Source organism: uncultured Paracoccus sp., assembly GCF_937873615.1.
In the GTDB taxonomy this organism is placed as follows: Bacteria; Pseudomonadota; Alphaproteobacteria; order Rhodobacterales; family Rhodobacteraceae; genus Paracoccus.
This window is the reverse complement of sequence record NZ_CALMYP010000057.1, coordinates 68,398-90,988: the sequence shown is the minus strand read 5'-3', so window position 1 is coordinate 90,988 and position 22,591 is coordinate 68,398. Positions and strand designations below refer to the sequence as shown.

At 64.8% G+C, this 22,591-nt stretch carries 19 protein-coding genes; 11 read left to right on the top strand and 8 right to left on the bottom strand.

Annotation, left to right across the window (positions count from 1 at the left end):
• Positions 1 to 2 precede the first annotated feature (2 nt).
• From Q0330_RS13590 to Q0330_RS13570, 5 genes are all read right to left on the bottom strand, one after another.
• Positions 3 to 3,251: an error-prone DNA polymerase gene (locus tag Q0330_RS13590; RefSeq protein WP_299480331.1), complete on the bottom strand. Its 3,249-nt coding sequence runs from the start codon at positions 3,249 to 3,251 to the stop codon at positions 3 to 5.
• Positions 3,251 to 4,747, bottom strand: coding sequence for a DNA polymerase Y family protein (locus Q0330_RS13585; protein WP_299480328.1), 1,497 nt, complete (start codon positions 4,745 to 4,747; stop codon positions 3,251 to 3,253). The genes Q0330_RS13590 and Q0330_RS13585 overlap by 1 nt, the downstream gene beginning before the upstream one ends.
• Positions 4,683 to 5,336, bottom strand: a complete 654-nt coding sequence (locus Q0330_RS13580) for a hypothetical protein (protein ID WP_299480325.1) — start codon at positions 5,334 to 5,336, stop codon at positions 4,683 to 4,685. Before Q0330_RS13580 ends, Q0330_RS13585 begins: the two co-directional genes overlap by 65 nt.
• A gap of 142 nt (positions 5,337 to 5,478) precedes the next feature.
• Entirely contained in the window at positions 5,479 to 6,783 is a 1,305-nt protein-coding gene (locus Q0330_RS13575) for a TRAP transporter large permease (RefSeq protein WP_299480322.1), read from the bottom strand.
• On the bottom strand, positions 6,780 to 7,283 hold the full coding sequence (locus Q0330_RS13570; RefSeq protein WP_299480319.1) for a TRAP transporter small permease: 504 nt from the start codon (positions 7,281 to 7,283) through the stop codon (positions 6,780 to 6,782). Before Q0330_RS13570 ends, Q0330_RS13575 begins: the two co-directional genes overlap by 4 nt.
• A 337-nt stretch (positions 7,284 to 7,620) precedes the next feature.
• On the opposite strand from Q0330_RS13570, the gene Q0330_RS13565 reads away from it, so the two are divergent.
• The 7 genes from Q0330_RS13565 (at position 7,621) to Q0330_RS13535 (ending at position 16,329) form a co-directional block, all read left to right on the top strand.
• A complete protein-coding gene (locus tag Q0330_RS13565; RefSeq protein ID WP_299480316.1) occupies positions 7,621 to 8,352 on the top strand; it encodes a PIG-L deacetylase family protein in 732 nt (243 codons plus the stop codon).
• 87 nt (positions 8,353 to 8,439) lie between these two features.
• Complete coding sequence (locus Q0330_RS13560) at positions 8,440 to 9,405, top strand: VOC family protein (protein WP_299480313.1); 966 nt, start codon at positions 8,440 to 8,442, stop codon at positions 9,403 to 9,405.
• Between the two features lie 3 nt (positions 9,406 to 9,408).
• Positions 9,409 to 10,080 carry a 4-carboxy-4-hydroxy-2-oxoadipate aldolase/oxaloacetate decarboxylase gene (locus Q0330_RS13555; RefSeq protein WP_299480310.1) on the top strand — a complete coding sequence of 224 codons (672 nt, stop codon included), beginning with the start codon at positions 9,409 to 9,411 and terminating at the stop codon, positions 10,078 to 10,080.
• A gap of 85 nt (positions 10,081 to 10,165) precedes the next feature.
• Positions 10,166 to 11,227, top strand: coding sequence for a 4-oxalomesaconate tautomerase (locus tag Q0330_RS13550; protein ID WP_299480269.1), 1,062 nt, complete (start codon positions 10,166 to 10,168; stop codon positions 11,225 to 11,227).
• An 18-nt stretch (positions 11,228 to 11,245) separates the two neighbouring features.
• A complete protein-coding gene (locus tag Q0330_RS13545; protein ID WP_299480266.1) occupies positions 11,246 to 12,931 on the top strand; it encodes a tannase/feruloyl esterase family alpha/beta hydrolase in 1,686 nt (561 codons plus the stop codon).
• A gap of 125 nt (positions 12,932 to 13,056) precedes the next feature.
• A complete protein-coding gene (locus Q0330_RS13540; RefSeq protein WP_299480263.1) occupies positions 13,057 to 14,235 on the top strand; it encodes a LysR family transcriptional regulator in 1,179 nt (392 codons plus the stop codon).
• Positions 14,236 to 14,466: 231 nt separating this feature from the next.
• The gene (locus Q0330_RS13535; RefSeq protein ID WP_299480260.1) at positions 14,467 to 16,329 is read left to right on the top strand and encodes a PhoX family phosphatase; all 1,863 of its coding nucleotides are present in this window, start codon (positions 14,467 to 14,469) and stop codon (positions 16,327 to 16,329) included.
• 135 nt (positions 16,330 to 16,464) lie between these two features.
• Here Q0330_RS13535 and Q0330_RS13530 read toward each other — a convergent pair whose 3' ends face one another.
• Together Q0330_RS13530 and Q0330_RS13525 are read right to left on the bottom strand one after the other, a co-directional pair.
• Positions 16,465 to 18,009: an alanine/glycine:cation symporter family protein gene (locus tag Q0330_RS13530; protein ID WP_299480257.1), complete on the bottom strand. Its 1,545-nt coding sequence runs from the start codon at positions 18,007 to 18,009 to the stop codon at positions 16,465 to 16,467.
• Between the two features lie 32 nt (positions 18,010 to 18,041).
• Complete coding sequence (locus tag Q0330_RS13525) at positions 18,042 to 18,476, bottom strand: universal stress protein (protein WP_299480254.1); 435 nt, start codon at positions 18,474 to 18,476, stop codon at positions 18,042 to 18,044.
• 145 nt (positions 18,477 to 18,621) lie between these two features.
• Here Q0330_RS13525 and Q0330_RS13520 point away from each other — a divergent pair, with 145 nt between their 5' ends.
• Together Q0330_RS13520 and Q0330_RS13515 are read left to right on the top strand one after the other, a co-directional pair.
• The gene (locus Q0330_RS13520) at positions 18,622 to 19,080 is read left to right on the top strand and encodes an Lrp/AsnC family transcriptional regulator (RefSeq protein ID WP_299480251.1); all 459 of its coding nucleotides are present in this window, start codon (positions 18,622 to 18,624) and stop codon (positions 19,078 to 19,080) included.
• A 47-nt stretch (positions 19,081 to 19,127) separates the two neighbouring features.
• Positions 19,128 to 19,733: a nucleoside deaminase gene (locus tag Q0330_RS13515; protein WP_299480248.1), complete on the top strand. Its 606-nt coding sequence runs from the start codon at positions 19,128 to 19,130 to the stop codon at positions 19,731 to 19,733.
• Between the two features lie 133 nt (positions 19,734 to 19,866).
• On the opposite strand, the gene Q0330_RS13510 is transcribed toward Q0330_RS13515, so the two are convergent.
• The gene (locus tag Q0330_RS13510) at positions 19,867 to 20,757 is read right to left on the bottom strand and encodes a dihydrodipicolinate synthase family protein (protein WP_299480245.1); all 891 of its coding nucleotides are present in this window, start codon (positions 20,755 to 20,757) and stop codon (positions 19,867 to 19,869) included.
• 105 nt (positions 20,758 to 20,862) lie between these two features.
• On the opposite strand from Q0330_RS13510, the gene Q0330_RS13505 reads away from it, so the two are divergent.
• Together Q0330_RS13505 and Q0330_RS13500 are read left to right on the top strand one after the other, a co-directional pair.
• A complete protein-coding gene (locus tag Q0330_RS13505) occupies positions 20,863 to 21,588 on the top strand; it encodes an FCD domain-containing protein (protein WP_299480242.1) in 726 nt (241 codons plus the stop codon).
• Between the two features lie 16 nt (positions 21,589 to 21,604).
• Positions 21,605 to 22,558 (top strand): sialic acid TRAP transporter substrate-binding protein SiaP, encoded by a 954-nt coding sequence (locus tag Q0330_RS13500; RefSeq protein ID WP_299480239.1) that lies wholly within the window; start codon positions 21,605 to 21,607, stop codon positions 22,556 to 22,558.
• Positions 22,559 to 22,591 lie beyond the last annotated feature (33 nt).

The window sequence follows — 22,591 nt, the reverse complement described above, 5'->3', positions numbered from 1 at the left end:
GATCAGTGGAAATCCCGTGAATTCGGCAGCACCCGCAGATTGCGCGGGTGGTGACGCCCCTGCGTGCCCGGTTTCGGTGCCGGGCCGGTCATGCCTGCCAGCCGGGCCAGCACGTCGCTGCGGTCGGTCAGTTTGCCGACAACGACATGCGTCACCCCTTCGGCCCGCTGGACCTGACCGGAAACGGCCAGAACGCGGGCGGTCATGGCGGGTTTGCGGAACGCCTCGAACACCGTCGGCCAGAGCACCAGATTGGCGCTGCCGGCCTCATCCTCCAGCGTGATGAAGCAGACCCCCTTGGCCGAGCCGGGGCGCTGCCGGATCAGCACCAGCCCGGCCAGCCGGACCGGCGCGCCATTGCGCAGCCCGGCCAGATCGCCGGTGGTGACATAGCCCTGCGCGCGCAGGCTGGCGCGCAGGAAGCGCATCGGATGGGCCTTCAGCGACAGCCGCAGGGTCTGGTAATCGGCGACGACCTGCTCGCAGACCGGCATGGCGGGCAGGGGGGCTGCGGGTTCCTCGCCCTCGTCCTGCGCGAAAAGCGGCAGCGCCGGCGCGTCCTTCAGCGCCCGGGCGTCCCACATCGCCGCCCGCCGGTCGCGCCCGGTCGAACCGAAAGCGTCGCCTTCCGCCAGGCGTCGGATCGCGGCGGCACCCAGGCGGGCGCGGCGTTGCAGGTCTTCGGGGGAAGCATAGGGCACGTCGCGGGACGCAATCAGCCGTGCGACCTCCTCGGCCCGGGTGCCGTCGATCTGGCGCAGACCCAGCCGCAGCGCGAAACCGCTGTCGCAGGGCTCCAGCAGGTTGTCCCAATCCGAGTAATTCACATCCGCCGGCAGCACGGTGACACCATGTTCGCGCGCATCGCGCACGATCTGGGCCGGGGCATAAAACCCCATCGGCTGACTGTTCAGAAGCGCGGCTGCGAAGGCGGCCGGATAGCGCAGCTTCAGCCAGGACGAGACATAGACCAGATGCGCGAAGGCCGCCGCATGACTTTCGGGAAAGCCGTAATCGCCAAAACCCTTGATCTGGTCGAAGCAGCGCCGGGCGAAATCGGGGTCATAGCCGCGCCCGACCATGCGCCCGACCATCTTGTCCTGCAACTCGCCGATGGTCCCGCGCGAGCGGAAGGTGGCCATGGCACGGCGCAGCTCGTTCGCCTCGGCATCCGAGAACTCGGCCGCGACCATGGCGATCTTCATTGCCTGTTCCTGGAAGATCGGCACGCCCTTGGTGCGACCGAGGATCCCACGCAATTCATCCGGGTCATGGGGCGCGGCGGGCGAGGGGTATTCCTCGGCCTCCTTGCCATTGCGGCGGCGCAGATAGGGATGGACCATGTCGCCCTGGATCGGGCCGGGGCGGACGATGGCGACCTCGATCACCAGATCATAGAAACATTGCGGGCGCAGGCGCGGCAGCATGTTCATCTGTGCCCGGCTTTCGACCTGAAAGACGCCGACGCTGTCGCCCTTCGACAGCATGGCGTAAACCTCGGGGTCTTCGGGAGGCAGGTTGGCGAGCGTGAAATCCTTTCCGTAATGCGCTGAGATCATGTCGAAACATTTGCGGATGCAGGTCAACATCCCAAGCGCCAGCACATCGACCTTGAGGATCCCCAAAGCGTCGATATCGTCCTTGTCCCATTCGATGAAGCTGCGTTCGGGCATGGCGCCATTGCCGATGGGGACGGTTTCGGTCAGCGGTCCCTCGGTCAGGATGAAGCCGCCGACATGCTGGGACAGGTGGCGCGGCATGCCGATCATCTGCTCGGCCAGGCGGATGGTCATCGCCATGCGCCTGTCGCACAGGGGCAGCCCGGCCTGATCCGCATGTTCCAGATCTTCGCCCCAACTGCCCCAGACGGTATTCGCCAGTGCCCCGGTCACGTCCTCGGACAGGCCCATGGCGCGGCCGACTTCGCGGATGGCGCTGCGCGGGCGGTAATGGATCACCGTCGCGCAAAGCCCGGCCCGGTCGCGACCGTATTTGGCATAGATATGCTGGATCACCTCCTCGCGGCGTTCATGTTCGAAATCGACGTCGATATCGGGCGGCTCGTCGCGGGATTCGCTGATGAAACGCTCGAACAGCAACTCGCTGGTGGCCGGATCGACCGGGGTGATGCCCAAGACATAGCAGACCGCGCTGTTCGCGGCGGAACCGCGCCCCTGGCAGAGGATGTCCTGGCTGCGGGCGAAGCGGACGATTTCATGCACGGTCAGGAAATACTGGGCGATGCGTTTCTTCGCGATCAGGGTCAATTCGTGCCGCAACTGGGCGCGGACCTTGTCGGGGATGCCAGAGGGATAGCGTTCGGCGGCGCCCTGCCAGGTCAGGGTGGCCAGATGATCCTCGGGCGTCTGGCCTGCGGGCACGGTTTCGCGCGGATATTCATAGGCGAGATCCGTCAGCCGGAAATCGCAGGCATCGGCGATGCGGCGCGATTGTGCCAGCGCATCGGGCCAGCGGGCGAAAAGCCGCGCCATTTCCGCCGGCGATTTCAGGTGCCGTTCGGCATTGGAGTTCAGCAGGCGACCGGCGCGGTCGATGGTCACGCCCTCGCGGATACAGGTCATCACGTCCTGCAGGGGGCGGCATTCGGGCGCGTGGTAATGCACGTCATTGGTGGCGAGAAGCGCCAGCCCCGAAGCCCGCGCCGCCCGTTCCAGCCGGTTGATCCGGGCCACGTCATCGCCGCGATAAAGATAAGAGGCCGCGACATGGCCCAGCCCCGGCAGCCGCGCGGCCAGAGCGGGCAGGGCGGCCAGTTCCGCCTTGTCGCAATGCTCGGGCGGGGTCCAGATCAGTTGCAGCCCCTCGGCGTGACCCGCCAGATCGTCCAGGCTCAGGTCGCATTGCCCCTTGGCCTGCCAGTTGCCGTCCAGATCGTGCCGCCGCCCCTTGGCGATCAGCGTCGAGAGCCGCCCGTAAGCCGCCCGGTCCTTCGGATAGGCCAGAAACGCGGTGCCATCGGCCAGCACGATCCGCGCCCCGATCACTGGCCGCATCCGCGCCTTCAGCGCCGCCACATGCAGCCGCACCACGCCGGCGAGGCTGTTCAGGTCGGCCACCCCGATCGCGTCATAGCCGAGCGCATGGGCGGTCGCGACCAGATCCTCGGCCGGGCTGGCGCCGCGCAGGAAGGAAAACGGCGTGGTCACGCCAAGCTCAATGAAAGCGGCGCGGGGGTTGGGGGCGAAATCCCCGGTCAGGGGTGCGCGGCGCGGGCGGTCATGGTCGGGCATCAGGCGAAGACCCCCTGCACGAACCAGCGGGGCGGCCCGCCGCGCCCGTCGCCGGCCAGCCCCTCGCGATAGAGCCACAGACGCTGACCGGTCTCATCCTCGACCTTGTAGTAATCGCGCAGCCTCGTGCCGGGCCGGTCGAGCCACCATTCCGGCGCGATCCGTTCCGGCCCCTGCCAGCGGGCAATGCGGGTCGGGTGGCCGCGCCACTGGAATTGCGCCGGCGGGCCTTTGGGAACGGCATAGAGGACACGAACCTCCTCGGCGGGATCGAAGATGCGCAGGGGGCGGTCTTCGGGCTGGTCCTGCGCGTTCGGGGCCGGGGCGGTGGCCGCGACCTCTCCCCGGCTGCGTTCGGGGATATGGCTGTTCAGCACGACAGGCCGCAGCAACCGGTCCGGCCCGAAACGCGCGGCCAGCCGGTCGATCAGGCGCGGCAGGTCGCGGCTGTCATCGCGGCGGCCGGTCAGGTCGCGCTGGCTGGGGGCGAAGGTTTCGGTCTCCGGCGCGGCCAGTTCGATCAGGTCGAAGCCGAAACCGGGGTCGATCTTCTCCAGCCGCTCGCGGAACAGGAAGGCGATATGGTCGGGGTCGCGGGTGGGGGTGGCGGCGCCGGCCTCGATCCAGCGCATCTCGCCATCGGTGCGCCAGACTGACAGCCGCAGCCGCCGCGCGCCCTGCGCCGCCGCCGCAAGCGCGCGGCAAAGCGCGGCTGAGAGATCGGGCAGGTGATGGGTCGGGTCCTGTACCGGCTCGGGCAGCCGCGCCTCGATCCGGAAGCGGGCCGGGGGATGGGGCGGGTTGATCGGCTCGGCCAGGCGGCCGCTCAACTGGTCCAGCCGGATCAGTGGGTTATCGGCGGCATCGTGGCGATTGAAGCGCCGAGCCAGGGTGATGCGCGGCATGGCGGCCAGATCGCCCACCGTCTTCAGCCCGAGCCGGCGCAGCAGCAGGACCGTATCGCCTGAAAGCCGCAGGGCTGAGGCCGGCAGCGGATGCGCGGCCTCGGTCTTGGTCGCGATGCGTCCGGGGTCCAGCCGTGCCAGCGCCCAGGCCGCGCCCCATGTCGGGGCGAAGGCGGCCTGCGCCAGATGGCCGAGCCTGCCGAATTCGGCCACCATCGCCGCCATCATCCCGACCTCTCCCCCCCACAGATGGGCGCTGCCGGTGATGTCCATGACCAGCCCGGCAGGGCCGGGGCCGCTGGCATCCATGGCGGTCCAGGGGCAGAAGCGCCGCGACCAGAGCGCCAGTTGCGCCAGTGCCGCCGCATCGCCTTGGGGATCGGCGGGGGCAGCGTGCAGGGCCGGGCAGAGCGCGCGCATATCGGTCAGCCGCGCGCCGGGGGCGATGCCGGCGGTTTGGGCAGCGGCATTCGCGGCATGGATGACCGGTCCGTGCCCGCCCTCGATCCAGAGCGCGACAGGGGGGTCAGCCGGCGGCGCGGCCCCGGTCTGCGGCTGGCTGTGTGTCGTCCGGCGCAGATGGCGTTCCATCGCGAAACTCGGCAGCGAAATGCAGGCGATCCGGCGTGGCGGGGTCATGGCCGACCACCCAGATGCCGGGCCGCTTGTCGCGCGAGCGCAGCAGTTCCACACGCCAGAGCGCCGCGCCCGGGGCGGCCGGATCCTCCGGGTTCAGCGCCGAGGGCAGGGCGCCGATCCGCCAGCGGTCGCGCAGCGCGCTCGGTTCGGCCCGCGCAGCATGGCGGATCAGCCAGAGGGTGACGCCATGCGCCTCGGCCCGCAGGGCGAGGCGGCGCGTGGCGGTGAAGCTGAGTGCCGTGGGATTGCCGTGGATTTCCGCCACCACCGCCGCAAGCGCGGGGCAGGTCAGCCCTTCTTCGGCGGCGGCCAGAACGTCGCGGGGATGGGCCGGTCGCATCAGTAGCGCCGCGCCCGATCTCAGCCAGGGGCGCCCGGTCAGCCGCGCGCTCTGCCGGTCCTGAAGCCACAGGACCGGCCCGGTCAGATGCGCCGACAGGAAGCCCGCGAATGCCCCGTCCGCTGCCGCGAAAACCTCGGCGCTGCGGGCCGGATGGGGCGGGACAGAGACAGCATTCGCGGGGATATCGGCGAGGGTCATACATGTTCAGATGGCTGAAAGTTCTTCTTTTGTTCTATCCCCTTTGCCATGCCCGAGTCAAATTCGGCGACCCCTTGGCCGCCGTCTTTCCGCATCTGGTGGAAGGTTGCGGGCCGGACCACAAGATCCGGCCCGTCTTGGCCTATCCGAACATCGAATTCGGGATCAGCAGCGCGATCTGCGGGATCAGGATGATGAGAATCAGTCCGACGATCATCGCCAGCAGGAAGGGCGCCACGCCGCGGAAGACCGTGGTCAGCGGCACGTCGCCGGCCACGCCGCGCACGACGAAGACGTTCAGCCCCACCGGCGGGGTGATCATCCCCATCTCGATCACGATCACCGCGACGACGCCGAACCAGATCGGGTCGAAGCCCATGGCGACGATCACCGGGAAGACCACCGGGATCGAGATCACCAGCATCGACAGCCCGTCCATGAACATCCCCATCGCCACATAGGCGAGGATGATGACCAGAAGCGTCCCGTAAGGCCCGAGCCCCAGCGATTGCAGCCCCTCGCCAAGCGTGGCCGGGATCTGGGTCACGGCGAAGAACGGGTTCAGCACATTGGCGCCGATCACGATCATATAGAGCATGGCCGAGGTTTTCAGCGTGTCCAGCAGTGCCTCGTAGAAACCCTGCCAGTTCAGCTTGCGGGTCAGAAGCGCGATCAGGATGACCAGACCGGCACCGATGCCCGAGGCCTCGACCGGGGTGAAGGCGCCGACATAGATGCCGCCGATGGTCAGCACCATGACGCCCAGAAGCGGCGCGGCATGGCCGAGAATGCGGAAGCGTTCGCCCATCGGGACATTCGGGCCGGCGGGGGCCTCGGTGGGATTGCGCAGGGCCATCAGCCAGACGGTGGCGATGAACAGGATCATCAGCAGCGCACCGGGCAGGATGCCGGCCATGAACAGCCGGCCGATGGATTGCTCGGTCAGGATGGCGTAGATCACGAAGCCGGTCGAGGGCGGGATCAGGAACCCCAATGTGCCGCCCGCCGCGACCGAGCCGGTGGCGAGGCTGTCGGCATAACCCAGCCGCTTCATCTCGGGCAGGGCGACCTTGCCGATGGTGACGGCGGTGGCGACGGAGGAGCCGGAGACAGCGGAAAACGCCGCGCAACCCAGCACCGAGGCCGAGGCCAGCCCGCCCCGGAAATGCCCGACCCAGGCATAGGCGGCGTCATAGAGCCCGCGCGAGAAGCCCGCCGCCGAGGCGATATTGCCCAGCAGCACGAACATCGGCACCACGATCAGCGTCTCGCTGGCGACGGCGCCATAGCTTTCGGTCAGGATCAGGGCGCCGGCGGTGCGGAACCCTTCCAGCGCCCACATGCCGAAGAAGCCCGCCAGCAGCATGGCGAAGGCGACCGGGGTGCGGAAGACCATCAGGATGAACAGAAGGGCGATGCCCAGAAGGCCGACTGTCGTGCCGCTCATGCCCGGCCTCCGCGCTTGAGGATGTCGATCAGCTGCACGGCGAAGATCAGCACGCAAAGCGCCGCGCCGATGCCCAGCACGGCATAGAAGGGCCAGACCGGCAGGTCGAGCATATTGGTCGCATCCTCGTATTCCCAGGCATCCAGCGCCTTCAGCGCCGCCCGCCAGACCAGCACCGACAGCACGAAACCCGAGAGCAGCCGAGAGACCACGTCGCCAAGCAGACGGCCCACCGCGCCGATGGCATTGTCGAAGACATCGACACCGACATGACCGTTATGCAGCGTGCAATAGGGCAGCGCCGCCATGACCAGCACCACGGCGGTCAGCTGGTTGATCTCGTTCAGCCCCAGAAGCGGCGTGCCGAAGACATAGCGCAACATCACGCCGGTCGAGATGATGACGACCATGAAGATCAGCGCCAGCCCGGCCAGCCAGGCCAGCCAGAGCGTGACCCGGTCGAGAAGCCGGGTCCGGCGTGCATCGGTTACGGCCTGCATGAACTGGTCCTCCCATCGGGTGCGCGGGCAAATGCCACGCCATCGGAAATCAACACTGCTTATCCTCCTGGCTGATCGGGCCCGCGTCGGGCGCGGGCCGCAAAAGATTCAGCGTACATGCAGCTTAAGGGCGACGGTGCGGCTTGAAAAATAGAAAGCGGTCAATTGGGGATAAAATTTTGCTATAGGAACACCTTCATTATTTGGGCTTGGAATATCTTTCAGGAATTTGACTAGCAAAAAATTATGAAACTTGCCGTGCTTCAAATTTGCGCAGAGGGACCCGCGGGTGCAATCCTGCCATCAGCCCGTCTTGCCGGCCCTACGGAGGAAAACCATGACCAAGAAAACCGCCCTCGCGATTTCAGCCCATGCCGCCGATTTCGTCTGGCGCTGCGGCGGGGCCATCGCGCTTCATGCCGAGAAGGGCTATGATGTCACCGTCGTCTGCCTGTCTTTCGGCGAGCGCGGCGAAAGCGCAAAGCTGTGGAAGCTGGACGGCATGACCATGGACCGGGTCAAGGCCGCCCGCCGCGCCGAATCCGAGAAGGCGGCCAAGGCGCTTGGCGTGCATGACCTGATCGAGTTCGACCTTGGCGATTATCCCCTGCACCTGACGCAGGAGGACAAGTTCCGGCTGGTCGAGGTGATCCGCAAGGTCCAGCCCAGCTTCATGCTGAGCCACAGCCAATACGATCCCTATAACACCGACCACATGTATGCGACCCAGGTGGCGCTGGAATGCCGGATGATCGCCCAGGCCTGGGGCCATAACCCGGGCGAGAAGGTGCTGGGCGCGCCGCAGCTTTACCTGTTCGAGCCGCACCAGACCGAGCAGATGGGCTGGAAGCCCGATACCTTCCTCGACATCACTCCGGTCTGGGACAAGAAACGTGCCGCCATCGAATGCATGGAAGGGCAGGAACATCTGTGGGAATATTACACCCGCGTCGCCGAGAACCGCGCCAATCACTTCATGCGCAATTCCGGCGGGCAGGGCGGCGGTCGCAAGGCGAAATATGCCGAGGGCTTCCAGTCGATCTTCCCGCGCACCGTCGACGAGCTTTGATCCGTCCTGCCGCGCCGGTCGATCCGGCGCGGCCTTTCGACCGGCAATGCGCGAAGGGCCGGTTCTCATCCCAGTGAAGGAAATGCCATGTCCGCGCCCACCAATCCCGGTTTCGACCTCGCCCATCTCGGCCATGTCGAGATGCTGACCGACAGGTTCGACGAGAGCCTTGATTTCTTCACCCGCGTCTATGGGCTGAAGCTGTCGGGGCTCGACGCGGACAGTGCCTATCTGCGGGCCTGGGACGATTACGAACATTGCACGCTGAAACTGACCCGGGCCGGCACCACCGGGGTCGGGCATATCGCCTATCGCGCCGCCTCGCCCGAGGCGCTGGAACGCCGGGTCGCCGCCATCGAGGCCTCGGGCTACAAGACCCATGGCTGGATCGAGGGCGACCAGAGCCATGGCCGCGCCTTCCGTTTCGAGGATCCGTTCGGCCATGTCTTCGAGATCTATTACGACACCGTCTGGTTCGAGCCGCAGGAGGAGACCGAGCGTGCGGCGCTGAAGAACACCGCCAGCGCCTTCACCGGCGCGGCACCCCGGCGGATCGACCACCTGAACCTGTTGTCGGACGACGTGACCGAGTTCCGGCGTTTCATGGAAACCTGTCTCGGCAGCCGGGTGACGGAATATATCCAGCTCGACAATGGCAGGCTTGGCGGCTGCTGGTTCACGGTGAACAACAAGACCTATGACCTTGCCTGCACCGAGGAACATGGCGGCGGCATGGGGCGGCTGCATCACGTCACCTATGCCACCGATCAGCGCGAGGACATCCTGCGCGCCGCCGATATCTTCCTTCAGAACGGCGTCCATATCGAGACCGGCCCGCACAAGCACGCGGTGCAGGGGACGTTCTTCCTTTATGTCTGGGAACCGGCGGGCAACCGGGTCGAACTGGCCAATGCCGGGGCGCGGCTGATCCTGGCGCCGGACTGGCAGCCGGTGAAATGGACCCAGGCCGACCGCATGAAGGGGCAGGCCTGGGGGCTGAAAACCATCGAATCCTTCCATACTCACGGCACCCCGCCGGTCAAGAAAGGCTGAACCATGACAAAGGTTGTCCGGAATATCACCCGCGCCCCGGCGGCGGTCATCGACGCGCTGGCAGAGGCCGGCGTCGCCACCGTTCACGAGGCGCAGGGCCGAATCGGCTGCCTGCAATCCTACATGCGCCCGATCTATGCAGGCGCCCGCATCGCCGGATCGGCGGTGACGATCAGCGCGCCGCCCGGCGATAACTGGATGGTCCATGTTGCCATCGAGCAGTTGCAGGATGGCGATGTGCTGGTTCTCGCCCCGACCTCGCCCTGCGATAACGGCTATTTCGGCGATCTGCTGGCGACCTCGGCCATGGCGCGGGGCTGCCGGGGGCTGGTGATCGACGCCGGCGTCCGCGACGTGCGCGACCTGACCGAGATGGGTTTCCCGGTCTGGTCGAAGGCCGTCAGCGCGCAGGGGACGGTGAAGGAGACGCTGGGTTCGGTGAACGTCCCCATCACCTGCGCCGGGCAGGCGATCGAGGCGGGCGATGTGATCGTGGCCGACGATGACGGGGTTTGTGTGGTCAAACGCGCCGATGCCGAGGCGGTGCTGGCCGCAGCAACGAAGCGGCTGGAGGCCGAGGAGGCGAAGCGCAAGCGGCTGGCCGCGGGCGAATTGGGGCTCGATATCTACAATATGCGGCCCCGGTTGGAGGAGAAGGGGTTGAAATATCTTTAGGCGGGAAGGGGGCGCTGCCCCCTCTTGTCCGGTTCCCGGGTAATTCACCCCCGAGGTATTTGGCCACCGAAGAAGGAAGCGGCGGATGATCCATGATGACGGCGTGCCCTGCCTGTGGATGCGGGGCGGAACCTCGAAAGGGGCGTATTTCCTGGCCTCGGACCTGCCGGCGGATGAGGCGGCGCGGGACGATCTGCTGCTGCGCGTCATGGGCAGCCCGGATGCGGCGCAGATCGACGGGATCGGGGGGGCGGATCCGCTGACCTCGAAAGTGGCGATCCTCGGGCCGCCTTCTCGCACGGATGCGGATGTGGATTACCTGTTCCTGCAGGTTTTCGTCGACCGGCCGCTTGTCTCCGGCGCGCAGGGCTGCGGGAATATTCTGGCCGGCGTCGGCCCGGCAGCCATCGAGCGCGGGCTGGTCGTGGCCGAGGATGGCGAAACGGTGGTGCGCATCCATATGCTGAACACCGGAGAGATCGCCGTGGCGCGGGTCAATACGCCGGGCGGGCGGGTGCGTTACGATGGCGAGGCCGCGATTGACGGGGTGCCGGGGACCGCCGCGCCGATTCCGCTGATGTTTCAGAACATCGCCGGCTCCATGACCGGGGCGCTGCTGCCGACCGGGAATGCCGTCGATGTCGTCGAGGGCGTGGACTGCACGCTGATTGACAACGGCATGCCCATCGTGGTCATGCGGGCCGCCGATTTCGGGCTGACCGGGCAGGAAAGCCGCGAGGATCTGGACGCCGATGCCGATCTGAAGGCGCGGATCGAGAAGATCCGGCTGGCGGTCGGGCCGATGATGAATCTGGGCGATGTGACCGAGAAATCGGTGCCGAAGATGACGCTGGTTTCAAGCCCCGCGCATGGGGGCGCGATCAATACCCGCAGCTTCATTCCGCATCGCGCCCATGCCACCATCGGCGTTTTTGCCGCCGTCAGCGTGGCCACGGCCTGCACCTTGAAGGGCTCTCCGGCGGCGGAACTGGCCTCGATCCCGGCGGATGGCCGCTATCTGGTCGAGCATCCGGGCGGCGCGGCCGAGGTGTTGATCGAGACGGATGGCGCAGGCAGGATGGTTGCCGCAGGCACCCTGCGCACGGCACGGAAGCTCTTTGACGGGCGTGTCTTTCCGCGCGCCTGATTTACAGGAGATGCGTCCATGAATGTATTGAAGTTTATTGCTATTTCCTGCGTGATCTGGTTGGGGGCCGCACCTGGCAGGGCTGCGGTGCTGGATGTGGTCAAGCCTGCGGTCACCTGTGCCAGTCTGATCGGCACCGATATGGGCGCCATCGGCGGCGAAGGCAGCGAGATCACCGGCGCCGAGGAAACCACCAGCGATGGCATCCCCGTGTGCAGCGTCACCGGCAGGCTGGCGCCGCAGGTGAACTTTCAGGTGATCCTGCCCATGGAAAGCTGGACGCAGCGCTATCTGCAACTCGGCTGCGGCGGGCTGTGCGGGAATATCACCCTGCGCTCGGGTGCCTCGACCGGGTGCAAGGTGCTGAACGATGGCGGTTTCGTCATGGCCGCGACCGATATGGGGCATGGCGGCAATGACGGCAGATGGGGCCTCGATGCGACCCAGCGGGCCGATTTCGCCTATCGCGCCCAGCATCTGACCGTCGAGGCGGCGAAGGCGCTGATCGCGGCCTATTACGGCCAGCCGCAGCAATACAGCTATTTCAACGGTTGCTCGGATGGCGGGCGCGAGGGGCTGATGGCGGCGATGCGCTTCCCCGAGGATTTCGACGGCGTCATTGCCGGCGCGCCGGCGATGCTGTTTCAGGTGCAGAATACGCTCTATCACGGCTGGATGGCGGCCTCGAATTACAATGAGCGGGGCGAGGTGATCCTGACCTCGAAGAAGCTGCCGGCACTGCATGCGGCGGTGGTCGCCGCCTGTGACGAGACCGATGGCGTAAAGGACGGGCTGATCGCCCAGCCGGCACTGTGCGAATTCGATCCGCACCGGATCAGTTGCCCGGCCGATGCGCCGGAAACGGACCGGTGCCTGACCGGCGCGCAGGTCGAGGTGGTGCGGAAATTCTATGCCGGACCGCAGGATGCCGCGACCGGGGCCTATCTGACCGCCGGCCAGCCGCTTTACGGCTCCGAGCTGAACTGGCAGGGCGTCTATGTCGCAGATAATGCCGACAGCGAATTGTTTTCGCAGATGATTGTCGATCCGGTTCTGAAATATCTGGCCTTCGATCCGGCCCGGCCCGAGATGACACTGGCCGATCTGGACTTCACCGAGGCGGTGCTGGACGATTTGCGCCCGCGCCACCCGCTGTTCGATGCCACCAGCCCCGATCTTTCGGGTTTCAATGCCGCCGGCGGCAAGCTGATCATGTGGCATGGCCTGGCCGATCCGCATATCTCGCCGGCCAATACGCTGGCCCTGCACACGGGGATCGAGGCGATTCTGGGGGCCGAGGCGATGGCCGGTTTCGAACGTCTCTATCTGTTGCCCGGCGTCGATCATTGCGGCGGCGGCGAGGGGCCGAGCCATCTGGACCTGCTCAGCCCGATGATGGCCTGGGTCGAGGACGGCGCCGCACCGGGTGCGATCATGACCGCAACGGCGGGCGAGGCGTCCAGCTTCGGCCAGCCGGACGGGGTGGGCGGTGGCGGCGGACGTCCGGCACCGCTCGATCTGGGCGTGGCGCCGCTGCCCGAGATGACGCGGCCCGTCTATCCCTATCCGCATCTGGCCGGCTGGTCGGGCGAGGGCGATGTGCATGACGCCGCCACCTGGTCCGAGGGGCCCGCGGCCGAGATCGTCCGCCTGCGCGACTGGCCGGGGGCCGACCTGTTCGCACCTTATGCCTTCGCCGACTAACCCAAGAGTGGTGCGGCGGCTCACCGGATCGCCGTGCCGTTCTGACTGAAAGCACTAGTTAACATTATGACATTCATAGGGTTATGATGGCCGCGCCGGTCCCTCTGACCGGCGCGGAGGAGACCATGCAGCCCAGCATTCGCCATATGCGCATGTTTCAGACATTGGCCGAAACCCATTCGGTAACCCGCACGGCCGAGATCTGTCATGTCTCGCAACCGGCGGTGACTCAGGCCATGAACAAGCTGGAACGCGATGCCGGCCAGCCCTTGTTCCAGCGCAGCCCGCAGGGGATCTTTCCGAACGAGGCCGGGCAGGCGATGGCGCATCGGACAAGGCGGGCGCTGGCTTTCCTCGATGCGGCCATGGCCGACATGGCCCGCGCGATCCGCTTTCAGGCGACGCGGCCCCAGCTTCAGGCGCTGATCGCGGTCACCGAGACCGAGAATTTCACCCTTGCCGCGCGCCAGCTCGGGCTGGCGCAGCCGACCGTGCATCGCTCGGCCTCGATGCTGGAACAGGCGGCGGGCCTGCGCTTCTTCGAACGCACCGCCCATGGGCTGATCGCCACCCGTGTGGCACGGCAACTGGCGCAGGCGGCGCGGCTGGCATTCGCCGAGATGGAACAGGCCGAGGCCGAACTGGCCGCCCTGGCCGGGCGAGAGGTCGGGCGCATCACCATCGCCGCCTTGCCGCTGTCGCGCTCGACCCTGCTGCCCGGCGCGATGCTGGCCTTCCGTCAGGCCCATCCGGGTATCCCTTTCGAGGTCATCGACGGCCGCTATGACGAGCTTCTGGCCGGGCTGCGCCGGGGCGAGATCGACATGATGATCGGTGCGCTGCGCATCCCGAGCCCGATCGAGGATATCCATCAGGAGCCGCTTTTCGACGATTCCGTGGTCATCGTCGCCGGGCGCGACCACCCGCTGCTGGCGCAGGACAAGGTGTCGCCCGCCGATCTTTCCGCCTATCCTTGGGTGGTCGCCCGCCCCGGCACACCGATCCGCGCGGCGCTGGAGGCGCTTCTGCCCGAGGACAGCATTCGCGGCGCCATCGTCACCTCCTCGGTGATCCTGCTGCGCGAGATCCTGCGCAAGTCGGATTACCTCGGCGCGCTGTCGCGGGTGCAGGCCCTGCCCGAGGGCGAGGCCTCGGCGTTCGGTGTGCTGCCGCTGGAGCTGCCCGAATCGCTGCGCCCCATCGGCATCACCACCCGCGCCGGATGGGAGCCGACGGCGGCGCAGCGCGAATTCCTGGACCTGCTCCGCGAAGGTGCGGCGTCGATGAGGGACGCGCAATCCTGACGCGCCGCCGGTCGCGCGCGCAGCGACCTGAGCTGAGAAGAACCGTCCTGCCATGACATGCGCAGTCCTTCCCTGAGGAGGGGTGGCCCAATGCCGTTCTGGCCGGCGGATTATCCATCTATGCGAGAGTTGGGCGCCGTCACAAAACTGAAAGACGAAGCGTGTATCGGTCTGCGTGGTGACATGCCGGTTGCGGCATCATGACGATTCACGAGAACGAGGAAACCGACAATGGATATCAGATCGACAGTGCACCTGTCCTGGGACGAGTTTGACGAACTGCGCAACCCGCGGCCCGCAGAAAGCGATTTCGACCGGGTGGTCGAGGCTGCCGTTTCGCGGCGCGGCTTCCTGGGCGGGGCACTGGCTTTCGGGTCGGGCGCGATGGTGTTCGGCTCGGGTGTTCTGGCTCAGGCCACGTCGGCGCGCGCGCAGGCTGCCGCTTTCGCCTTCGAGCCAATCGGAATTGCGACCGATTTCGATATTCATGTGCCGCAAGGCTATCACTGGCAGCCGCTGGTGAAATGGGGGCAGGCGCTGTTCTCGGATGCCGAGGGCGCCTGGTCGCCCGAGACCGGCGTGCCGGTGGAGATGTCCGACAAGGTCTTCGGCGAGAATACCGACGGGATGGAGACCTTCGAGCATGACGGCCATGTGCTGCTGGCCATCAATTCGGAATATGTGAACCCCGAGATCAACCTGCCGGCGGCCTCGGAAGGGGTGCCGCAGACCGCCGACGAAGTGACCTTGCTGAAGAACATGCAGGGCGTCACCGTCATGGAAATCGCCGATGCCGGCAATGGCTGGCAGGTCGTGCTGGACAGCCCCTATAACCGCCGCATCACCCATGAAACGCAGATGACCATGGACGGCCCGGCCGCCGGGTCCGATCTGGTGAAGACGAATGCCGACCCCGAGGGTTTGTCGCCCAAGGGCACGATGAACAATTGCGGTTCGGGCAAGACGCTCTGGGGCACCTATCTGACCTGCGAGGAAAACTTCAACGGCTATTTCGGCGCCACCGGCAGCTTCGAGGAAACCGACGGCCTGGTTCGCTATGGCATCGGCGGCGAGGGGCGCTATGCCTATGAGAAATTCGATCCGCGCTATGATCTTTCGCAGGAACCGAATGAGCCGAACCGGCATGGCTGGGTGACCGAGATCGACCCCGCCGACCCGGAAAGCACCCCGGTCAAGCACACCGCGCTTGGGCGTTTCAAGCATGAGAATGCCGAAATGGTGCAGGCCGCCGATGGCCGGATCGTGGTCTATATGGGTGACGACGAGCGCGGCGAGTTCATGTATCGCTACGTCTCGAACGGCACCTGGGCCGAGGGTCAGCCGACCGATGGGCTGTTGTCTGACGGCACGCTCTATGTTGCCCGGTTCAACGATGACATGACCGGCGAATGGCTGGCGCTGACGCCCGAAACCACCGGCATGAGCATCGAGGACGTGCTGGTCTTCGCCCGCCTTGCCGGCTCGGCGGTGGGTGCGACGACCATGGATCGCCCGGAATGGATCGCCGCCCATCCGCACCGGGTCGAGGCCTATTGCGCGCTGACCAACAACTCCAAGCGCGGCGGCGATGGGATGCCGGTCAATGCCGCCAACCCGCGCGAGACCAACGAATACGGCCAGATCATTCGCTGGCGGCCTGCGGATGAGGATCACGGTGCCGATAGCTTCACCTGGGATCTCTATGTGATGGCTGGCAACCCGGAGGTCTATGACAACATCTATGGCGGGTCCGAAAACGTGACCGCCGGCAATTTGTTCAACTCTCCCGACGGGATGGCGTTCTCGTCCGACGGGATGCTGTGGATCCAGACCGATGGCGATGACAGCAACGAGGGCGACTTTGCCGGCATGGGCAATAACCAGATGCTGATCGGCAATCCCGATACCGGCGAGATCGCGCGCTTCCTGACCGCGCCGAACGGGGCCGAGGTGACCGGCCTGACCTGGTCGCCCGACCGCAAGGTGGCCTTTGTCGGCATCCAGCATCCGGGCGGGTCATGGCCCGATGGCACCGGCAAGCCGCGTTCCTCGGTGATCGCCGTCTGGCGCGAGGACGGCGCCACCATCGGCTGAGCCTTGCCTTGAAACGGTGAACCCGGCGCCCGCAATCTGCTGGCGCCGGGTTCTGTCGTCGATGATGGGGTGAGGCTGCCGCAGCTGGAACGCCCCCGGCAGCTATCCTGCCGGGGACGCCCTTCATCCTGGCGGTCAGTGGAACTTCGTGATCTCACCCGACTTGAGGCGCGACATATAGCTGTTCAGCTCTCGTCTCACGAGTGGCATCAGCAGGTAGAGCGCGATGATATTGACCACGGCCATGGCAAACAGCGCCGCGTCCGAGAAGTCGAGCACCGGGCCGAGATTGGCCGAAGCGCCGATCACCACGAAGATGCAGAAGATGACCTTGAAGGCGATTTCCTTGTTCTTGCCTTCGCCGAACAGGTAGGTCCAGGCCTTCAGCCCGTAATAGGACCAGCTGATCATGGTCGAGAAGGCGAACAGGATGACCGCGATCGCCAGCACATATTTGAACCAGCCGAAGGTCGAGGAGAAGGCGGCCGAGGTGAGCGCCACGCCCTTGTTGTCGCCGATGGTCTGGATCGTGGCGGCGCCGTCATCCAGCAGATACATGCCGGTTGCCGGGTCGCTGACCAACTGGCCGGAAATGACGATAACCAATGCGGTCATGGTGCAGATCACGACGGTGTCGATGAAGGGCTCAAGCAGCGACACGAAGCCTTCGGTGATCGGCTCCTTGGTCCGCACCGCCGAATGGGCAATGGCGGCAGAGCCGACGCCGGCCTCGTTCGAGAAGGCGGCGCGCTTGAAGCCCTGGATCAGGGCGCCGACGATGCCGCCGGCGACACCAAGGCCCGTGAACGCCCCGGCGAAGATCTGACCGAAGGCCCAGCCGATCTTGTCATAGTTCATCAGGATGATGATCAGCGCGGTCGTGACATACATGATGCCCATGAAGGGCACGATCTTCTCGGTCACCTTGGCGATGGATTGCAGCCCGCCGATAATCACCGCGAACACGATCCCGGCAAAGATGATGCCGGTGATCCAGCCGGGGAAGTCGCCGGCGATATTGGCGATCTGGGCATGTGCCTGATTGGCCTGGAACATGTTGCCGGCGCCGAGTGTGGCCAGAATGCAGAAGACGGAAAAGAGAATGGCCATGATGCCACCTCCGCGCAGGCCGCGTTCGGCAAAGCCCTTGGTCATGTAATACATCGGGCCGCCCGATACTGCGCCGTCGGCATATTCGTTGCGGTATTTCACCGCCAGCGTGCATTCGGTGAATTTCGAGGCCATGCCCATCAGCCCGGCCAGGATCATCCAGAAGGTCGCGCCCGGCCCGCCAATTCCGACGGCAACGGCCACACCGGCGATATTGCCCAGCCCGATCGTGCCAGACAATGCGGTGGCCAGGGCCTGGAAGTGGCTGACCTCTCCGGCGTCGTTCGGATCGGAATAGTCGCCCTTCACCAGCGAGATCGAGTGCGGAAAGGCGCGGAACTGGATGAAGCCGAAATAGAGCGTGAAAACCGTTGCGCCCACGACCAGCCACAGCACGATCCAGGGAAAGTTGGTGCCGGGGAACGAGGCGAAGATGAAGTTGACGAACCAGCCGGTCGAGCTGGCGAAGATCCCGTTGATCTTCTCGTCAAGCGTTTGGGCCATGGCTGGCGCAGATGCGGCCAGCATGGCGGGGGCAGCCAATGCGGCCGCCTTGAGGTGATTTTTCATTGGTTTTCCTGTTGGGCTTGTAATTGTTGGACTCAGGGTACGATGGTGACCGGCACCGGCGCGCCTTGCGCCAGGCTGATGGCGACCGACCCGAACACGCGCGATGCCAGGCCCGGCTCTCCATTGCGGCCGATCACGATCTGATCGGCGCCCTCGTCCTTGGCGATCTGGGCAAGGGTCGAGGCGATATGGCCATATTTCAGCGCGGTGCTGATCGGGACCCCGCTTTCCGTGAGCTTCTTGAGCGCTGGCAACAGGATCGCATCCTCTGCCCGGGCCAATTCCTCTCCTCGACGCTTGTGACGTTCTTCCAACTCGTTTGGGGTGAGGAACGAATAGGGCGACCATTCCAGGACATGCGCCACGACGATGCTGCCGCCCTGCAAACGCGCCACGTTCACAGCGAAACTGAGCGCCGCCTTGGCGCTGTCGCTGCCGTCGTATCCGACGACGATCTTGTGAGCCATCATTAACCTTCCTGTGTGTTTTTTCTTGTTCGCTAGAGCCCTCAAGGTAGAAGTTTTGATGTTGAAAAGGTTCTCTTATTTCTTTTCATTCGAGAAAAATTATAGAATAATTACGAAAATTGTGATGTGAGTGAGAAAATTTCCGATGGACAGGTTGGATATCCGTATTCTTTCCATTCTGCAGCGGGATGGCCAAACCTCCATGGCGCGGCTGTCCGAACAGGTGGGGCTGTCGCTTTCGGCCTGCCACCGAAGGGTGAAGCTGCTGGAGGCGGATGGGAAAATCTCTCACTACGCCGCCCGGCTGAACCGCAAGCTGGTCGGGCTGCATATCCAGGTTTTCATCGAGGCCAAGCTGACCGGTCAGCGCCGCGAGGATATCGAGGGGTTCGAAGCCGCCATCCGCGACATGCCCGAGGTACTCGAATGCCATCTCATCTCGGGGGAGTTCGACTATCTGATGCGGGTTGCGGCAAGGAATACGGAGGATTACGAGAAGCTCTATCGCGAGCGCCTGACGCTCATTCCTTCCGTCGCGCAGATGAAGACCCTGCTGAGCCTGTCGACGGTGAAGGAATTCCGTGGCTTTCACCTGTCGAGCTAGGGGGGGCGACGGCTTGCACCCGCTGTCTCGGCGGCCTAGCAAGAAGCATGAACAAGCCGATCCACTTGACCGATACCGATCTTGCCGGCGCGTTTCTGGGCGCGCTGGAAGATCATGTCCTGCCCCTGACCCGGCAGGGCGTGGCGCAGGGCAACAAGATCTTCGGGGCGGCGCTTCTGCGCAAATCCGATGGCGCGGTGGTTCTGGCGGAAACCAATAACGAGACCGAGAACCCGCTCTGGCATGGCGAGGTGCATCTGCTGAAGCGCTATCACGAGGTCGAGGGCCTGCCGCCACCCGACGAGTTGATCTTTCTCAGCACGCACGAGCCCTGCTCGATGTGTCTTTCGGCGATCACCTGGGCCGGGTTCGACAATTTCTTCGATTTCTTCACCCATGAGGACAGCCGCGACAGCTTTGCCATCCCGCATGACCTGAAGATCCTGAAAGAGGTATTCACGCTCGATCCCGGTGGCTACCGTCGCGAGAATGCCTATTGGGTGGCGCGCTCGGTCGATGAGGTCATTGGCGGTGCGGATCCTGCGGCGCAGGGCGCATTGCGGGCGCGGGTCGATGCGATCCGGGCGGAATATGCGGCACTGTCAGAGGCTTATCAGGGGGCCAAGGCTGAGAACGCGATCCCGCTGCGCTAGGGCTCGGTTGGTGAATCCGCCCTGGCTTCTGCATCGACCGAGATCGTCACGACGCCTCGGGGCGGTTGATCCATGCCGGGATCGTGCCCACCGCCCCCCGGCACAGCCCCCTTCGTAGAATTGAAGCCGTTTGTCAGGCGATCCATTCGGCAAAGTCGGGCTTCGCCATCAGCGCGGCCATACGCGCTTCGCCATCGTCGACGCGCATGGCCATCGGTGCGCGGGTGGGGCCTGCGTCAATGCCGATGGCACGCAAGGCGGCCTTCATGCCGGGCAGGACGCCTGTTGCCAGCAACGCCTCGACAAAGCGGGCGGAAATATCCTGAAGCCGTTGTGCCTCTGTCATGTCGCCGTTGCGGATCGACCGATCCAGCGCGACATAGAGTTTGCCCAGAAGATTGTAGGTGGTGCCGATACCGCCATCGGCCCCGATCACCGCGCCCGACAGATAGATCTCGTCAAACCCGAAAAACAGCGTCGAATCGGGGCAGGCGCGGCGAAGCATGGAGAGCTTGAACATGTCCGTCGACGTGAATTTCAGCCCCGTGACATTGGGCATGGCAAGGATCTCGGTCAGAACCTCGATGGCGATGGGGCGTCCGGTTCGAACCGGCACCTCATAGACGATCAGCGGCAGGTCAGTCGCTGCCTGAAGGTCGCGGTAATAGGCACAGATCTCGGCATCCGTGAAGGGATAGGAATGCGGTGGCAGGGCCGACAGGCCATGATAGCCCAGCTTCGCGGCATTTTTCGCCAACCGGATGGAATCGCGCAGGCTGGGCGCCCCGACATGGGCGATCAACACAGTGTCCGGTGCATCCTGTGCAACGATTTCCTGCTGCGCGAGCAGTTCCTCCGTGTCGAGCAGGCCGGATTCGCCGCTGCTGCCGCCGACATAAAGCCCGGTCAGCCCCTGTCGCAGCACATATTCGTCAAGGCCCCGCTGGCGGTCGGGGCTGAACGCCCCATTGTCATCGAGTCCGGTCATCAGCGCCGCATACATGCCCGCGAGTTTTCTGGTCATGGTGATCCCCCAAAATTCGTAATGTAAGCATAATTTTCTTTTTCTGTTTGACAATATATATTTTATGGTAATACCAAAATACCATCAACCAATGCAGGAGGGGGCATGGGGGATTCAGTCAATGTGATTCGCTTGCCAGACCTGATCGCCTGTGAGTTGATCGAAGAGATCCGGCGTGGTGATATCGCGCAGGGCCAGGCGTTGCCGCCCGAGCGCGAGCTGTGCGACCGGTTCGATGCGTCGCGTCCGACCGTGCGCGAGGCACTGTCACAGATGCAGATGCGCGGCTTTCTGGATGCCGGCGGCGGGCGTCGCCCTCGTGCCAGTCGCCCGTCGCTGCAGGCGATCCTGCAGTCAGCCGCCGGAAATATCCGCGAAGTCATGGGCGATGCCGAAGGCGGCGCGCATCTTGAGCAGATGCGCCAGTTCATCGAGATCGGTGCAGCCAGAGAGGCTGCGATCCGCGGTGACCGGGTTCAGATCGCTCGGCTTCAGGACGCTTTGGATCAGAATGAGGCCGCCATCGGGACCTCACGATTTGCGGAAACCGACATCGCCTTTCATCGTGCATTGGTCTCGATCGTCGGCAATCCGGTGATCCTGACGCTGCACGACATGTTCGTCTCGGATCTGCTTGCACAGCGACCACCGGTCGACGATCCGGCGCGGCACGATGCAACGGCCCACGAGGAACATCGCGCCATTTATGTGGCTGTCCTGAACGGTGACATGATGACGGCAACCGATGTGATGGGGCGCCATCTGGAGCGTTCGTATCGGGCGCGGCTGTTGGCCGCCAGATCGGGCGGCACCCCACAGCAATCAAGATAACCTGGAGGATGAGAAGATGAATAAATTCGTAATGGCCGGTGCGGCATTCCTTGGCCTCGCAGCCGCTGCTGATGCCCGCGAACTGACGCTGGGATTGCAGGACAATGAAGCGACGCCCGTTTACAAGGGTGCGGAAGAGTTCGCCAACAAACTGGCCGAGGTGTCGGGGGGTGAACTCTCGATCAACCTGTTCCCTTCGGCCACGCTTGGCGATTTCAAGGCCATGGTTCAGCAAGCCCAGGCGGGTGAGCTGGACATCGTCATCACCGGCTACCCGGACATGTCCTATACCATCCCCGAATTGAAGCTGATCGGGGCACCCTATGTCGTCAGCGACTACGCCCAGTTGAAAGAGATCGTGGCCGGGCCGTGGGGTCAGGGCATGGCCGGAAAGTTCGAGGAAAAGGGCATTCATGTCCTCGACGTCTGGTATTATGGCACCCGCCAGACGACCGCGAACAAGCCGATCAACTCGATTGAGGACATGAAGGGTTTGCGGCTGCGCACCCCGAACGTTCCCTTCCTGATTGCCTATGCCGAGGCTGTGGGCGCGACCCCGGCACCCGTGGCTTTCCCCGAGGTTTATCTGGCGCTGCAGACCAATCAGGTCGATGCGCAGGAAAACCCGCTGACCACAATCGACGCGCAGAAGTTCTATGAAGTGCAAAGCTCGGTTGCCATGACCAATCATTTTGTCGCCTCATCGGCGGTTCTGGTCGGGAAGCCGACCTGGGACGGGCTGTCGGATCAGGAGAAGGAGTGGGTCGCAACGGCAGTCGCGGCTGGCGGTGACCTGAATGACGAGCTGCTTCAGACCGGTGAAGCGGAACTGGTCGCGGAATTCGAAGGGAAAGGCCTGACCGTAACGCACCCGGATCTGGAGCCGTTCAAGGCCGCGATGCAATCCTATTACGATGAGCTTGAACAGGAGTTCGGAGAAGGCTCCATCGCCGCGGTGACCGCAAAGTAAGCGTGCAAGGTGCCGGGACTATAAGTGTCGGCA

Coding starts and splice junctions, on each gene's coding strand:
- Q0330_RS13590 (WP_299480331.1), bottom strand. CDS start 3,251: ATGCCCGACCATGACCGCCCGCGCCGCGCACCCCTGACCGGGGATTTC.
- Q0330_RS13585 (WP_299480328.1), bottom strand. CDS start 4,747: ATGGAACGCCATCTGCGCCGGACGACACACAGCCAGCCGCAGACCGGG.
- Q0330_RS13580 (WP_299480325.1), bottom strand. CDS start 5,336: ATGACCCTCGCCGATATCCCCGCGAATGCTGTCTCTGTCCCGCCCCAT.
- Q0330_RS13575 (WP_299480322.1), bottom strand. CDS start 6,783: ATGAGCGGCACGACAGTCGGCCTTCTGGGCATCGCCCTTCTGTTCATC.
- Q0330_RS13570 (WP_299480319.1), bottom strand. CDS start 7,283: ATGCAGGCCGTAACCGATGCACGCCGGACCCGGCTTCTCGACCGGGTC.
- Q0330_RS13565 (WP_299480316.1), top strand. CDS start 7,621: ATGACCAAGAAAACCGCCCTCGCGATTTCAGCCCATGCCGCCGATTTC.
- Q0330_RS13560 (WP_299480313.1), top strand. CDS start 8,440: ATGTCCGCGCCCACCAATCCCGGTTTCGACCTCGCCCATCTCGGCCAT.
- Q0330_RS13555 (WP_299480310.1), top strand. CDS start 9,409: ATGACAAAGGTTGTCCGGAATATCACCCGCGCCCCGGCGGCGGTCATC.
- Q0330_RS13550 (WP_299480269.1), top strand. CDS start 10,166: ATGATCCATGATGACGGCGTGCCCTGCCTGTGGATGCGGGGCGGAACC.
- Q0330_RS13545 (WP_299480266.1), top strand. CDS start 11,246: ATGAATGTATTGAAGTTTATTGCTATTTCCTGCGTGATCTGGTTGGGG.
- Q0330_RS13540 (WP_299480263.1), top strand. CDS start 13,057: ATGCAGCCCAGCATTCGCCATATGCGCATGTTTCAGACATTGGCCGAA.
- Q0330_RS13535 (WP_299480260.1), top strand. CDS start 14,467: ATGGATATCAGATCGACAGTGCACCTGTCCTGGGACGAGTTTGACGAA.
- Q0330_RS13530 (WP_299480257.1), bottom strand. CDS start 18,009: ATGAAAAATCACCTCAAGGCGGCCGCATTGGCTGCCCCCGCCATGCTG.
- Q0330_RS13525 (WP_299480254.1), bottom strand. CDS start 18,476: ATGGCTCACAAGATCGTCGTCGGATACGACGGCAGCGACAGCGCCAAG.
- Q0330_RS13520 (WP_299480251.1), top strand. CDS start 18,622: ATGGACAGGTTGGATATCCGTATTCTTTCCATTCTGCAGCGGGATGGC.
- Q0330_RS13515 (WP_299480248.1), top strand. CDS start 19,128: ATGAACAAGCCGATCCACTTGACCGATACCGATCTTGCCGGCGCGTTT.
- Q0330_RS13510 (WP_299480245.1), bottom strand. CDS start 20,757: ATGACCAGAAAACTCGCGGGCATGTATGCGGCGCTGATGACCGGACTC.
- Q0330_RS13505 (WP_299480242.1), top strand. CDS start 20,863: ATGGGGGATTCAGTCAATGTGATTCGCTTGCCAGACCTGATCGCCTGT.
- Q0330_RS13500 (WP_299480239.1), top strand. CDS start 21,605: ATGAATAAATTCGTAATGGCCGGTGCGGCATTCCTTGGCCTCGCAGCC.